This window comes from Streptomyces sp. NRRL S-31 (genome assembly GCF_000718775.1).
In the GTDB taxonomy this organism is placed as follows: Bacteria; Actinomycetota; Actinomycetes; order Streptomycetales; family Streptomycetaceae; genus Streptomyces.
Genome location: NZ_JOCB01000067.1, coordinates 33,737 through 46,996 on the forward strand (window position 1 = coordinate 33,737; position 13,260 = coordinate 46,996).

Below are 13,260 nucleotides of genomic sequence, written 5' to 3' on the forward strand. Positions count from 1 at the left end.
CTCCGACTTGCGACAACCGTGGCGTCAGCGGCCGCAAAGTCACTGTTCAACACGAAACCGGGTGCCGGCCTGGTGCCGGATCCGGTTCGCCCGATACCCAAGCCGGCCTCCGCGGAGAAGCTGGCACGAGTGCTGTCGCGGCGGATCCTGGACCGGTACGAGACACTGCCGGAGCACGAGCGACTCGCGGCCGTGACCGCCGTACAGGACACTTTCAGGGCGGCGGGTGGCCTGGAAGCCGGCCGACTGCTCGCAGCGGACCTAAATCCCGAGCGGCTGGCGGTGGAACTACAGAGCCCATCGGCCGGACTGGCGGAACGTGCCCTCGCTCTCTACGGCGAGCTGCTGCGGCTCTGCTGTGCGCACCTCGTCGATCAGCTCACGGCAGACCCGTCATTCCTGGCGCGGGCGGCGGTGGAACAGACACGGCGGTCCGGTGCACTGCTGTGGAGGGAAGCTGAGGGCGGCCCGGCCGGTGCCCTCGCTTTCGAACAGCGCTACGCGGACTTCGTGGCGGCGACGCACTCCCGGATGGAACTGTACGGGGTGACACTGGGCGACCGGCACCGCACCGAGTGGCCGCTGGAGACCGCGTACCTGTCCCTGGCAGTCACCGGGGAACAGAACCGGTACGAGCCCCATCCCGAGGGCATCGCGGACCCCACCCCCACAAAGGCCGAACAGGCGCTGGCTGGCTCGGACCGGCTGGTGCTGCGCGGGCAGGCCGGGTCCGGCAAGTCGACCCTCCTGCAATGGCTGGCGCTGAACGCGGCCCGGCAGAGCTTCGGCCCCGAACTGGCGGACTGGAACCGCTGCGTGCCCTTCGTCCTGCGGCTGAGGGCGTTCAGCGGTCCGGACGGGCTGCCCATGCCGCAGGACTTCCTGTCGGCCGCCGGGGTGCCACTCCGAGCGCCGGACGGGTGGATCGAGGAACTCCTCTCCGCCGGCCGGGCGCTGGTCCTCGTGGACGGTGTGGACGAGGTGTCGCAGCGACTGCGGAGTCGTGTGGAGAACTGGCTGCGATCGCTGGTCACCGCCTTCCCGAAGGCACGGTACGTGGTGACCACCCGGCCCGCAGCGGTGCCGGAAGGCTGGCTGGCGGCGCAGGGTTTCACCGCGCGCACGCTGTTGCCGATGGAGAGGGACGACATCAGGGCTTTCGTCCGGCACTGGCACGAGGCGGCTCGCAGCGAGTGCCGGTCGGACGGCGAACGCGAGCTGCTGGACCGTTACGAGCTGAGTCTGGACGAGGCCGTGAGCACCCGCCGCGACTTTGCGCGGTTGGCGACTAACCCGCTGATGTGTGCCCTGCTCTGTGCCCTGAACCGTGACCGCCGTATGCATCTGCCCCGGGCGCGCAAGGAACTGTACGACGCCGCACTCGACATGCTGTTGGTACGGCGGGACACGGAGCGGGAGATCACTTCCGTCGAGGGGATGCGGATGTCCCGGGAGGAGCAGGGTGCGCTGCTCCAGCGGCTCGCCTACTGGCTCATCCGCAACGAGCAGGCGGAGGCGACCCGGCAAGAGGTCATCGGGCTGTTGGACGAGTGGCTGACGGTGATGCCACAAGTCCGGGCTCAAGGAGACTCCGAACAAGTCTTCGCTCATCTACTCAACCGAAGTGGGCTGCTGCGTGAGCCGGTTCCCGGCTCCGTCGACTTCGTCCACCGCACCTTCCAGGACTACCTGGGTGCCAAAGCCGCTGTGGAGGCGCGTGACTTCGGAGTACTGGTCCGCAACGCCCATGACGACCAATGGGACGACGTCGTGCGGATGGCGGTGGGGCACGCGCGCGTGGAGGAACGCGGCCGGCTGCTGCGGCAGCTGCTCCGGCGTGCGGACAAGGTACCGCGCCACCGAGAGCGGCTGGTCCTGCTGGCGGCGGCCAGCCTGGAACACGCGCCCGAACTGGACCCGGCGGTGCGTGGGGAGGTGGAGCAACGGGCCGGCGAGCTGATGCCACCGTCCACGTACAAACAGGCGGAGGCGCTGGCCCGGGTCGGCGAGTTGGTCTGCGAGCTGCTGCCGGGGCCCGAGGGGCTGACAGGGCGTGAGGCCGCCGCAGTGGTGCGCACCGCTCGCCTGATCAGAGGTGACGCGGCGCTACGGGTCATCTCGCGGTTCCGGGCGGACCGGCGCGGGGCGGTGCGGGGCGAACTGGATGCCGCCTGGGCGGCGTTCGACACCCAGACATACTTCGAAGCGGTGTTGGAGGAGACCTCGGGTGCGGGGCACGTGCTGAACGTACGAGCCGCCGAGGAGTTGGCGCTGGTGCCCCGTCTCCCCCTGCTCGACGGGCTGAACCTGATCGGAGACCACGGTCTTCCCCCGGAAGCCCTCTCCCACGCGAACCTCACCTTCCTGGGGCTCTCCCGAAACGAGGTGGTCAGTGACCTCTTACCGTTGAGGGGGGTGCCACGACTGCGTGAGCTGTCCATCGACCACTGCCCGTCCGTCAGCGACCTGCGTCCGCTGTCCGGCCTGCCTCTGACCAGGATCTATCTGACCGGCTTCCCCGACGGTTTCTCGCTGGCGCCGCTGGCGGACCTGCCCGAGTTGCGGCACCTGGCATTCAACTTCCCCGCCGCCGAGTCGAGCCTCGCGGAGCTGCCCTTCGCCCCCCGGCTCACGAGCGTCGCCTTCTTCCACCGTGCCTGTGGCATGCGGCTGACCGAGCTTGAGGCCCTCGGTTCACTGACCTGGCTCACGCTGAACGAGGAGCGGCAGTGGCGCGACTTCCTCTCCGCCGGAGTGTTCTCTCCCTTGGAGTCACTCAGCATTCTGGACGTCCCCCACCTCGACCTCGAAGACCTCGTACCCCATCAGAACCTCAACAGCATCTATCTACGCAAAATCACACAAATGGAGCACATTGCAGCCCTCGAAGAATGCCCGAAACTACGGTCCGTCACGTTCTCGGAGTGCGGTCCGCTGGACCTGACGCCCCTTGCTTCCCTGGATGACGTAGAGATCGAGCTCTACAGCTGTGAGCAGGTCATCGGCACAGACCTCTTTTCCCGTGAGCGACTGATCATCAACTGACCGCTCCCCTCACACCCCCGCCGCCCCCAGCAGGCTCCCCGCCGCGTATGTCACCGCCATCGCCAGTGCCCCGCCCGCCGCGTTGCGCAGCACCGCCCGTGCCGGGGCCGCCGCGCCGAGGCGGGCGCTGCTCCAGCCGGTGAGGGTGAGGGCGGCCAGGACCGAGACGACGGTGACGGGCAGGCGCAGGCCGGGCGGGGGCAGCACGATGGCCAGCAGGGGCAGCAGCGCGCCGACGGTGAAGGCCAGGAAGCTCGCCCAGGCCGCGTGCCAGGGATTGGTCAGCTGGTCGGGGTCGATGCCCAGCTCCACGCGCGCGTGGGCCTTCAGCGCGTCCCGCGCGGTCAGCTGTTCGGCGGCCTCGCGGGCCACCTCCCGGGACAGCCCACGCCGCGCCAGCAGGTCGGTCAGCTCCCGCAGTTCGGCCTCGGGTCGCTCGCGCAGTTCCCGTTTCTCCACAGCGAGCGCGGCCATCTCGGAGTCGCGCTGGGTGGAGACGGAGACGTACTCGCCGGCCGCCATGGACATCGAGCCGGCGAGCAGCCCGGCCAGTCCGGCGGTGAGCAGGGCGGCCCGGCTCCCGGTCGCGCCGGCCACGCCGACGACCAGTCCGGCGGTGGAGACGATGCCGTCGTTCGCGCCCAGCACGGCCGCCCGGAGCCAGTTCAGCCGGGTGCCGAGCGCACCGCCGTGGGGCTCGTCGTGGGTGGGTTCCATCACAGCAGGGAGGATCCCACCCCCGGGGTCCCGGCCGCCGTACCGACGCTCTGCGGCGCCGGGCGGGCGCGGGCGGAAGCGGTCACCACACGCGCGTGCGCGCCGCCGGCGGCCGAGGCACTGCGCCGCCCGGCCGACGAGGTCCCGGTTCGACCCGGCGGTACCGGGGTCGGGGGTCGCCGGGCTCGCGGCACCGTCCGCCGCCGCACCGCCGACGAGCGGGGCCCCGGACTACCGCGTTCGCCCACCGGCCGCGGGTCCTTGCGGCGCCGGACCGCCGCGAGCCCGTGGCGGACGCATGACGGGCCACCGTACGTGAAGGCGAAGCGGTGACAGGACGACCGATGTTGGCGGAACTGGTGCACAGCGGGGCGAAACCGGCAGCGGGAGGGGGAGCCGGGCACCGCGTCGCCCTCCGGCCGCAGGTCCTTGCGGCGCCGGACCGGCGCGAGCCCGTGGCGGACGCACGACGGGCCACCGTACGTGAAGGCGAAGCAGCGGCAGGACGACCGGTGTTCGCGGCGCCGGTGCACAGCGGGGCCGCGTCGCGGGGCGGCTCCGCCGACGGTCGGGGACTTGGTGGCCGCGCCGGTGTGGCGCCGGGTGGGCGGACCCCGTGGGTGCATGCGGGCGGCTGCCCGGTGGCCGGCCGGCGGGAGGGTTCCGCGGCGTTCGGGCGGGACCTGAGGGACCGTGCTGTCAGTCGCGGCCCGTATCCTCAGTGACCATGCTCGAAGACCGTGCGACCGCAGTGTCCTCCGCCACCCGGTGGCCGACCGCGTATCCCCAGGGATACGCGGTCGTTGACGTGGAGACCACCGGCCTGGCCCGGGACGACCGGATCATCTCGGCGGCCGTCTACCGGCTGGACGCGCGCGGCGAGGTCGAGGACCACTGGTACACCCTGGTCAACCCCGAGCGCGATCCGGGACCCGTGTGGATACACGGACTGACGAGCGAGGTACTCGAGGGCGCGCCGCTGTTCGCGGACGTCGCCGAGGAGTTCGCCGCCCGGCTGGACGGCCGGGTGCTCGTCGCGCACAACGCCGTCTTCGACTGGCAGATGATCGCCCGGGAGTACGCGCGGGTCCAGCGCGAGGCGCCGGTACGGCAACGGCTGTGCACCATCGCGCTGTCGAAGGAGCTGGGGCTGCCGCTGCCCAACTTCAAGCTGGAGTCGCTGGCGGCGCACTTCGGCGTCGTGCAGCAGCGGGCGCACCACGCGCTGGACGACGCGCGGGTGCTGGCGGAGGCGTTCCGGCCCAGTCTGCGGGCCGCGGCGGCGGGCGGCGTACGGCTGCCGCTGCTGGAGTGCCGGCCGCTGACGGAGTGGTCGGACCGGCCGGTGCCCCGGCAGTCGTCGGGCGGTTACGGCGGCTACCGGTCCGGGGGTTGGCGCCCCACCCGCAAAAGGCCCGCATGCCCCTATCCCAACCCAGGCCGCTATGAAGACGGCAAACGACTCAAACAGGGCATGCGGGTGGCCTTCTCCGGCGACACCTCGACCGAGCGCGAACTGCTGGAGGACCGGGCCGTCGAGGCCGGACTGCACGTCGCCACCAGCATCTCCCGGCTCACCAGCCTGCTCGTGACCAACGATCCGGACTCGGGGACGTCGAAGACCGCCAAGGCACGGCAGTACGGCACCCCGGTCGTCGACGAGGCCGCGTTCGGGCAGTTGCTCAGGGACGTGGAGCCCGCGGACGGGTAGGCGGGCCGATGGCCGGACAGGCGTACGACGGGTGATCCGGAACACCACGGTCGAGTGATCGTACGAACGGGTGGTTGCCACACGACTCACCCGTCCCCCGCTCGCCCGGCCATCGGCGACGGCCCACCCTGTGGCCCATGGCGACATGCGAAGTCTGCGGCAACGACTACGGAATGACCTTCGAGGTGCACGCGCAGGGCTCGGTGCACGTCTTCGACTGCTTCTCCTGCGCGATCCACCGCATGGCCCCGATCTGCGAGCACTGCCGGGTGCAGATCATCGGCCAGGGCGTGGAGGTGGAGGGGCACTGGTTCTGCGGCGCGCACTGCGCCCGCGCCGAGGGGAGGGTCGGCATCGTGGACCGGGTATGACCCGGTACCCGCCCGAACGCACCCCACGGCTCGGAGGTACCGTCGTGGGGTGCACCGCTACCGCTTCCTGTCGTCCCGCCAGTGGGTGATCCTCACACTCGTCTCGATCGCGCTGATCCCGACGATGATCAAGCTGGGTTTCTGGCAGCAGCACCGGTACGAGGAGCGCACCGCCCGCAACGACCTGGTCTCCGCCGCGCTGCACGCCGACCCGGTCCCGGTCGAGCGGCTGACCTCCCCCGGGCACGCCGTGACCCGCGCCGAGAAGTACCGCACGGTCACCGCGACCGGCACCTTCGACACCGCCAAGGAGGTCGTGGTCCGCCGCCGCACCAGCTCCGACGGCGAGGTCGGCTTCCACGTCCTGACCCCCTTCGTGCTCACGGACGGCAAGGTGCTGCTGGTCAACCGCGGCTGGATCCCGGCGAACGGCGCGCAGACCGCCTTCCCGAAGATCCCCGCGCCGCCGGCCGGCCGGACCACCGTCAGCGGACGGCTGATGACCGACGAGACGACCGCCGCGAGCGGCATCAAGAACGTCGCGGGCCTCCCCGACCGGCAGATCATGCTGATCGACAGCGCGCGGGAGGCGCGGCGGCTCGGCGCCCAGGTGCTCGGCGGCTACATCCAGCAGACCGCGCCCCAGCCCAAGGGCGGGTCCCCGGAGCAGATCTCCGACCCGGGCAGCGAGGACGCCCCGCTGAACTACGCCTACATGATCCAGTGGTGGCTGTTCGCGGCGGCCGTGCCGGTCGGCTGGTGGTTCCTGGTCCGGCGGGAGGTCCGCGACCGGGAGGAGGCCGCGGCGCAGCCGCAGCCGGAGGCGGGCGAACCCGCCGCGGTCTGAGCGCTCCCCCGCCCGGGGCTCACTCCCCCGGCGGGCCGTCTGATTGGCCCCCTGTCCCGGCGGGAAACCGCATCGGGTGAACGCGCGCATCGACGACTACGCCGTCATCGGGGACACGCAGACCGCGGCCCTGGTCGGCAAGGACGGCTCGATCGACTGGCTGTGCCTGCCCCGCTTCGACTCCGGCGCCTGCTTCGCCCGGCTGCTGGGCGACGAGGACCACGGCTACTGGCGCATCGCCCCCGAGGGGGCGGACACCTGCGCCCGCCGCGCCTACCGGCCGGACACCCTGGTCCTGGACACCGAGTGGGAGACCGCCGACGGCACGGTGCGCGTCACCGACCTGATGCCCCAGCGCGACCGCGCCCCCGACGTCGTACGGATCGTGGAGGGCGTCAGCGGCCGGGTCACCGTCCGCAGCACGCTGCGGCTGCGCTTCGACTACGGCTCGATCACCCCGTGGGTGCGCCGCGCCGACGGCCACCGGGTGGCCATCGCCGGGCCGGACTCCGCCTGGCTGCGCGCCGAGCCGGACGTGCGCACCTGGGGCGAGGACTACGGCACCCACGCCGAGTTCACCGTCGCCGAGGGCGAGCGGGTCGCGTTCGTGCTCACCTGGCACCCCTCGCACGAGAAACGCCCGCCGCTGGTCGACCCGTACGAGGCGCTGGAGAGCAGCGTCTCGGACTGGCGGCGCTGGGTCCTGCGGTGCCGCTACGACGGCCCCCATCGGGACGCGGTCGTCCGCTCCCTCATCACCCTCAAGGCCCTCACCTACGCCCCGACCGGCGGGATCGTGGCCGCGGCGACCACCTCGCTGCCCGAGCAACCGGGCGGCGTGCGCAACTGGGACTACCGGTACTGCTGGCTGCGCGACTCCACCCTCACCCTCGGCGTGCTGCTCACCGCGGGCTTCCACGAGGAGGCCGAGGCCTGGCGGAACTGGCTGCTGCGGGCGGTCGCCGGCAACCCGGCCGACCTCCAGATCATGTACGGCGTCGCCGGTGAGCGGCGGCTGCCGGAGACGGAACTGCCGTGGCTGCCCGGCTTCGCCGGCTCCTCCCCCGTCCGCGTCGGCAACGGCGCCGTCGAGCAGCTCCAGCTGGACGTGTACGGCGAGGTGATGGACTCGCTGTCGCTGGCCCGCACCGCGGGCCTGCCCACCCGGCCGCACATGTGGGCCCTCCAGCGCTCGCTGATGACGTTCCTGGAGTCGGCGTGGCGGCAGCCGGACGAGGGCCTGTGGGAGGTGCGCGGCGGCCGGCGCCAGTTCGTGCACTCCAAGGTGATGGTGTGGGTGGCCGCGGACCGGGCCGTGCGGACCCTTGAGGACCACCCGGACCTGGACGGGGACCTGGCGGGCTGGCGGCGGCTGCGCGACGAGGTCCACCGGGAGGTGTGCGAGAGGGGCTTCGACGCCCGGCGCAACACGTTCACGCAGTACTACGGCTCCCGGGAACTCGACGCCGCGCTGCTGCTCATCCCGCGCGTGGGTTTCCTGCCGGCGGACGACCCGCGGGTGGTCGGCACGGTCGACGCGATCCGCGACGAGCTGGGGCACGGCGGCTTCCTGCGCCGCTACGACACCGAGGACTCGGTGATCGACGGGCTGCCCAGCGGTGAGGGCGCCTTCCTGGCCTGCTCGTTCTGGCTCGCCGACGCGCTCCATCTGACCGGCCGGCGCGAGGAGGCGCGGGAGCTGTTCGAGCGGCTGGTGGGCCTGTGCAACGACGTGGGCCTGCTGGCCGAGGAGTACGACCCGGTGGACGGCTGCCAGCTGGGCAACTTCCCGCAGGCGTTCAGTCACATCGGACTGGTGAACACCGCGCTGACACTGTTCGGTCGGGACGGGGCAGGATAGGGCCATGGATCTTGGACTGAAGGACCGGGTGTACGTCGTCACCGGAGCCACCCGGGGACTGGGCAACGCCGCCGCGCGGGAACTCGTCGCCGACGGCGCGAAGGTGGTCCTCACCGGCCGGGACGCGGAGCGGGTCGCCGGCGCCGCCGCCGAGCTGGGCCCGAACGCGGTGGGCGTGGCCGTGGACAACGCCGACGCGGAGGCTCCCGAGCGGCTGATCGCGGCCGCCCGGGAGAACTTCGGGGGCTTCCACGGCGTGCTGGTGAGCGTGGGCGGGCCGGCGCCCGGGTTCGTCGCCGACAACACCGACGAGCAGTGGCGGGACGCCTTCGAGTCCGTCTTCCTCGGCGCGGTACGGCTGGCCCGCGCGGCGGCGGCCGAGCTGGCGGAGGGCGGTGTCATCGGGTTCGTGCTGTCCGGGTCGGTGCACGAGCCGATTCCGGGGCTGACCGTGTCCAACGGGCTGCGGCCGGGTCTCGCCGGGTTCGCCAAGTCGATCGCCGACGAGCTGGGGCCGCGCGGGATCCGGGTGGTCGGGCTGCTGCCGTCCCGGATCGACACCGACCGGGTCCGCGAGCTGGACGGGCTGTCCGCCGACCCGGAGGCCACCCGTGCCGCGCACGAGTCGCGGATCCCGTTGCGCCGGTACGGGTCGCCGGAGGAGTTCGGGAAGGTCGCCGCGTTCCTGCTGTCCCCGGCCGCGTCCTATCTGACCGGCATCATGGTGCCCGTCGACGGCGGGATGCGGCACGGTTTCTGACGACGTCCCGCCGCCCCGGCCGGTGGACGGCCGGGGCGGCGGGCGCGTGGCGTCACTCGCCGAGGCCGGCCAGGTCCCGCAGCCGACGGGTCTGGGCGGCGCGTTCGGCGGCGCGCTGCTCCTCGAACGTACGGTCCACGGCACCGCGCAGCAGCGCCTTGGTCTCCACGACCGCGTCCCGCGGCGCGGCCAGCAGCGCCGCGGCCAGGTCCCGCGCCGCGCCGTCGAGTTCTGCCGCGGGCACGGCGAGGTTGGCCAGCCCGCTCGACACCGCCTCCGCCGCCCCGACGAACCGCCCGGTCGCGCAGATCTCCAGCGCGCGGGCGTACCCGACGAGGCCGACCAGCGGATGGGTGCCGGTCAGGTCGGGGACGAGACCGAGGCTGGTCTCGCGCATGGCGAACTGGACGTCGTCGGCCACGATCCGCAGGTCGCAGCCGAGCGCGAGCTGGAAGCCGGCCCCGATGGCATGCCCCTGGACTGCGGCGATGGACACGAGGTCGGTCCGCCGCCACCAGGTGAACGCCTCCTGGTATTCGGCGATGATCGCGTCGATCCCGGCGTCGTCACGGCGCGCGAGATCGATGAAGGTCGGCTCGCCCTCGATCCCCTCCGGGGTGAACATCCGGCGGTCCAGCCCGGCGGAGAAGGACTTGCCCTCGCCGCGCAGCACCACGACGCGGACGGAGCCCGGCAGCAGCCGCCCGGCCTCGGCGAGCGCCCGCCACATGGCGGGGCTCTGCGCGTTGCGCTTGGCCGGGTGGGTCAGCGTCACCGTGGCGAGCGTGTCGTCGACGGTGAGCCGTACGCCGTCCTTGTCGAGTGCGGGAACGAGGTCCTGGTCGGGCGAAGCCATGGGGCGCCTCCGATGGGTGCGGTCATCACGCAGTGCCGTACGACATGCTAAGTGACTGCACAGTAACCACCCGGCCGATCACGCTGCCGGCCGGGTGGCCACCATCGAAGCCGATGGCCGCCCGGAGTCAGGACGAAGCGGCCTTCTTGCCGCGGGTCGCTCCGCCACGCCCACGGAGCGTGACGCCCGACTCGCTGAGCATCCGGTGCACGAAGCCATACGAGCGGCCGGTCTCCTCGGCCAGCGCCCGGATGCTCGCACCGGAGTCGTACTTCTTCTTCAGGTCTGCCGCGAGCTTGTCGCGCGCGGCGCCGGTCACCCGGCTGCCCTTCTTCAGAGTCTCGGCCACCCGTGCCTCCTCATGGGAAGTGCGCTCTGGTCTCCTCATGATCACCCCTCCCGGGCGCGATGGCCACCCATTCGGCAAGGTCGGTGAGACATCGTTGTGACGACAGGAGTGGTTCCCCACATGCGGAATGGATGATTCCAGCGGGTGGGACACGGGGGTCCGTACGGGTGGATTCGCGAAGTACCAGGTCAGGAACGCGAAGCGGCCGACCCCCCGGTACTGGGGGGTCGGCCGGAAAATCCGTGTACGACACACCTCGATACGAGGAGATCTCACACAGATGAGGGATCACCGATGGGCCGAATGATCCATACTCAGTGGATCAGACATTCGATCACGCCAGGGCGACGAGATCCGCGTAGTCCGAGCCCCACAGGTCCTCGACGCCGTCCGGGAGCAGGATGATCCGCTCCGGCTGGAGCGCCTCGACGGCGCCCTCGTCGTGGGTGACGAGGACGACCGCGCCCTTGTAGGTGCGCAGGGCTCCGAGGATCTCCTCGCGGCTGGCCGGGTCCAGGTTGTTCGTCGGCTCGTCCAGGAGCAGCACGTTCGCCGAGGAGACGACGAGCGTGGCCAGGGCGAGACGGGTCTTCTCGCCGCCGGAGAGGACCCGGGCGGGCTTGTCGACGTCGTCGCCGGAGAAGAGGAACGAGCCGAGCACCTTGCGCACCTCGACCAGGTCCATGTCGGGGGCGGCCGAGCGCATGTTCTCCAGGACCGTGCGGTCCGGGTCCAGGGTCTCGTGCTCCTGCGCGTAGTAGCCGAGCTTGAGGCCGTGACCGGGGACGACCCGGCCGGTGTCCGGCGTCTCCACGCCCCCGAGGAGACGGAGCAGGGTGGTCTTGCCGGCGCCGTTGAGGCCGAGGATGACGACCCGGGAGCCCTTGTCGATGGCGAGGTCGACGTCGGTGAAGATCTCCAGCGAGCCGTACGACTTCGACAGGCCCTCGGCCATCAGCGGGGTCTTGCCGCAGGGCGCGGGCTCCGGGAAGCGGAGCTTGGCGACCTTGTCGGACATCCGGACCTCGTCGAGGCCGGAGAGCAGCTTTTCGGCCCGGCGGGCCATGTTCTGCGCGGCGACCGTCTTGGTGGCCTTGGCGCGCATCTTGTCGGCCTGGGCGTTGAGCGCGGCGGCCTTCTTCTCCGCGTTGGCGCGCTCGTGCTTGCGGCGCTTCTCGTCGGCCTCGCGCTGCTGCTGGTACAGCTTCCAGCCCATGTTGTAGACGTCGATCGCGGACCGGTTGGCGTCCAGGTAGAACACCTTGTTGACCACGGTGTCGACGAGGTCGACGTCGTGGGAGATCACGATGAAGCCGCCGCGGTAGGACTTCAGGTAGTCCCGCAGCCAGGTGATCGAGTCCGCGTCGAGGTGGTTGGTGGGCTCGTCGAGCAGCAGGGTGTCGGCGTCCGAGAAGAGGATCCGGGCCAGCTCGATACGGCGGCGCTGACCGCCGGAGAGCGTGTGCAGCGGCTGGCCGAGCACCCGGTCGGGCAGGTTCAGGGCGGCGGCGATGGTGGCGGCCTCGGCCTCGGCGGCGTACCCGCCCTTGGTGAGGAACTCCGTCTCCTGGCGCTCGTACTGCTTCAGCGCCTTCTCGCGGGTGCTGCCCTTGCCGTTGGCGATGCGCTGCTCGTTCTCGCGCATCTTGCGGATCAGTACGTCGAGGCCGCGCGCGGAGAGGACGCGGTCGCGGGCGAGCACGTCCAGGTCGCCGGTGCGGGGGTCCTGCGGCAGATAGCCGACCTCGCCGGAGCGGGTGATCGTGCCGGAGGCCGGGATGCCTTCGCCGGCCAGGCACTTGGTGAGGGTGGTCTTGCCGGCGCCGTTGCGGCCGACGAGGCCGATGCGGTCGCCCTTGGCGACACGGAAGGTGGCGTTCTCGATGAGGACGCGCGCACCGGCGCGCAGCTCGATACCGGAGGCGGAGATCACGGACAGACTCCAGGGCGTACAGGGATTGGCGGGTGGGCGGCTGAGGGCGTTCCCGCCGTCTAATGCGCGAGGAGAATGGCCATGGGAACCAGTCTAACGGGGCGGGGCAAGCGCTTTTCCGGCGTCCAGGCGGACGGTGCGCGGGCGGGGCGGGTCGTTGCCCAGCGGGGTGCGGCCGGGTGCGATCCGGCCCAGGTGGTCCAGGGCCACGAGCTGGCCGGTCCAGGCGGCGTCCGCGCACGGCTGGGCGAGGAGCAGGGCCGTGCCCCGCCGTACCGCGCCCTCGGGCCGGAACGCGCAGCCCGGCCGGGCGGGCAGCACCCAGCGCAGATCGCCGTCGGCGGTGCGGTAGGCGGTGACGCGGCGCGGGCTGACGACGGCGAGGATGCCGCGGCCGAGGGGGCGCAGGACGCCGGCGCCGCCGTGGTCCGGGAGCCACTCGGCCGCGTCGGGCAGCGCGCGGTGCCAGCGCACGGAACGGCCGTCGGTGTCGGTGAGCAGCCCGTCGTCCCAGAGCGCGATCGCCTCCCCGCGCGCGGGCAGCACGGCGACGGGGCGGTGTCCCGCGCGCGCGTAGCGCCACCGCGGCGCGCCGGTACGGCGGTCGTAGCCGGTCACGGCCGCGTCCCGCACCCGCACCGCCCACTCCCCCGGCATCCCGGGCAGCAGCCGGTCCCCGTAGGGGGCGGGCCGTATCCGGTGCCCCACGCCGAGCGCCCCGGCGGCCACGGCGGCGAGCAGCAGGCCCACGAGGAGGCGGCGGGCCGGTGCGGCGAGGGCGGCGGGGGGCGCGGGGGACGGTGCCGGCGG

The 13,260-nt window shown here is 72.1% G+C and carries 11 protein-coding genes; 6 read left to right on the plus strand and 5 right to left on the minus strand.

Going from position 1 to position 13,260, the window contains the following annotated elements; all coding sequences use genetic code 11:
* Positions 1-72 precede the first annotated feature (72 nt).
* Complete coding sequence (locus IF37_RS0124710; protein WP_367647120.1) at positions 73-3,045, plus strand: NACHT domain-containing NTPase; 2,973 nt, start codon at positions 73-75, stop codon at positions 3,043-3,045.
* Between the two features lie 9 nt (positions 3,046-3,054).
* Here IF37_RS0124710 and IF37_RS0124715 read toward each other — a convergent pair whose 3' ends face one another.
* Positions 3,055-3,765 carry a VIT family protein gene (locus IF37_RS0124715; RefSeq protein WP_030746527.1) on the minus strand — a complete coding sequence of 237 codons (711 nt, stop codon included), beginning with the start codon at positions 3,763-3,765 and terminating at the stop codon, positions 3,055-3,057.
* 724 nt (positions 3,766-4,489) lie between these two features.
* Here IF37_RS0124715 and IF37_RS0124720 point away from each other — a divergent pair.
* From IF37_RS0124720 to IF37_RS0124740, 5 genes are all read left to right on the plus strand, one after another.
* Complete coding sequence (locus IF37_RS0124720) at positions 4,490-5,473, plus strand: DEDDh family exonuclease (RefSeq protein WP_030746529.1); 984 nt, start codon at positions 4,490-4,492, stop codon at positions 5,471-5,473.
* 137 nt (positions 5,474-5,610) lie between these two features.
* Entirely contained in the window at positions 5,611-5,844 is a 234-nt protein-coding gene (locus IF37_RS0124725; RefSeq protein WP_079165867.1) for a hypothetical protein, read from the plus strand.
* A 49-nt stretch (positions 5,845-5,893) separates the two neighbouring features.
* Entirely contained in the window at positions 5,894-6,691 is a 798-nt protein-coding gene (locus IF37_RS0124730; protein ID WP_030746535.1) for an SURF1 family protein, read from the plus strand.
* A gap of 76 nt (positions 6,692-6,767) precedes the next feature.
* The gene (locus IF37_RS0124735; RefSeq protein ID WP_030746540.1) at positions 6,768-8,552 is read left to right on the plus strand and encodes a glycoside hydrolase family 15 protein; all 1,785 of its coding nucleotides are present in this window, start codon (positions 6,768-6,770) and stop codon (positions 8,550-8,552) included.
* A gap of 4 nt (positions 8,553-8,556) precedes the next feature.
* Positions 8,557-9,312: an SDR family oxidoreductase gene (locus tag IF37_RS0124740; protein ID WP_030746543.1), complete on the plus strand. Its 756-nt coding sequence runs from the start codon at positions 8,557-8,559 to the stop codon at positions 9,310-9,312.
* A 52-nt stretch (positions 9,313-9,364) separates the two neighbouring features.
* Here the strand turns inward: IF37_RS0124740 and IF37_RS0124745 are convergent, their stop codons facing one another.
* The 4 genes from IF37_RS0124745 to IF37_RS0124760 all read right to left on the minus strand — a co-directional run bounded on the left by IF37_RS0124745 (position 9,365) and on the right by IF37_RS0124760 (position 13,200).
* The gene (locus tag IF37_RS0124745) at positions 9,365-10,168 is read right to left on the minus strand and encodes an enoyl-CoA hydratase/isomerase family protein (protein WP_030746546.1); all 804 of its coding nucleotides are present in this window, start codon (positions 10,166-10,168) and stop codon (positions 9,365-9,367) included.
* Positions 10,169-10,295: 127 nt separating this feature from the next.
* On the minus strand, positions 10,296-10,517 hold the full coding sequence (locus IF37_RS0124750; protein WP_004002281.1) for a helix-turn-helix domain-containing protein: 222 nt from the start codon (positions 10,515-10,517) through the stop codon (positions 10,296-10,298).
* Between the two features lie 334 nt (positions 10,518-10,851).
* Positions 10,852-12,450 (minus strand): ABC-F family ATP-binding cassette domain-containing protein, encoded by a 1,599-nt coding sequence (locus IF37_RS0124755; protein ID WP_030746551.1) that lies wholly within the window; start codon positions 12,448-12,450, stop codon positions 10,852-10,854.
* 93 nt (positions 12,451-12,543) lie between these two features.
* Complete coding sequence (locus IF37_RS0124760; protein ID WP_030746554.1) at positions 12,544-13,200, minus strand: hypothetical protein; 657 nt, start codon at positions 13,198-13,200, stop codon at positions 12,544-12,546.
* Between the last annotated feature and the right edge of the window lie 60 nt (positions 13,201-13,260).

Coding starts and splice junctions, on each gene's coding strand:
- IF37_RS0124740 (WP_030746543.1), top strand. CDS start 8,557: ATGGATCTTGGACTGAAGGACCGGGTGTACGTCGTCACCGGAGCCACC.
- IF37_RS0124720 (WP_030746529.1), top strand. CDS start 4,490: ATGCTCGAAGACCGTGCGACCGCAGTGTCCTCCGCCACCCGGTGGCCG.
- IF37_RS0124725 (WP_079165867.1), top strand. CDS start 5,611: ATGGCGACATGCGAAGTCTGCGGCAACGACTACGGAATGACCTTCGAG.
- IF37_RS0124745 (WP_030746546.1), bottom strand. CDS start 10,168: ATGGCTTCGCCCGACCAGGACCTCGTTCCCGCACTCGACAAGGACGGC.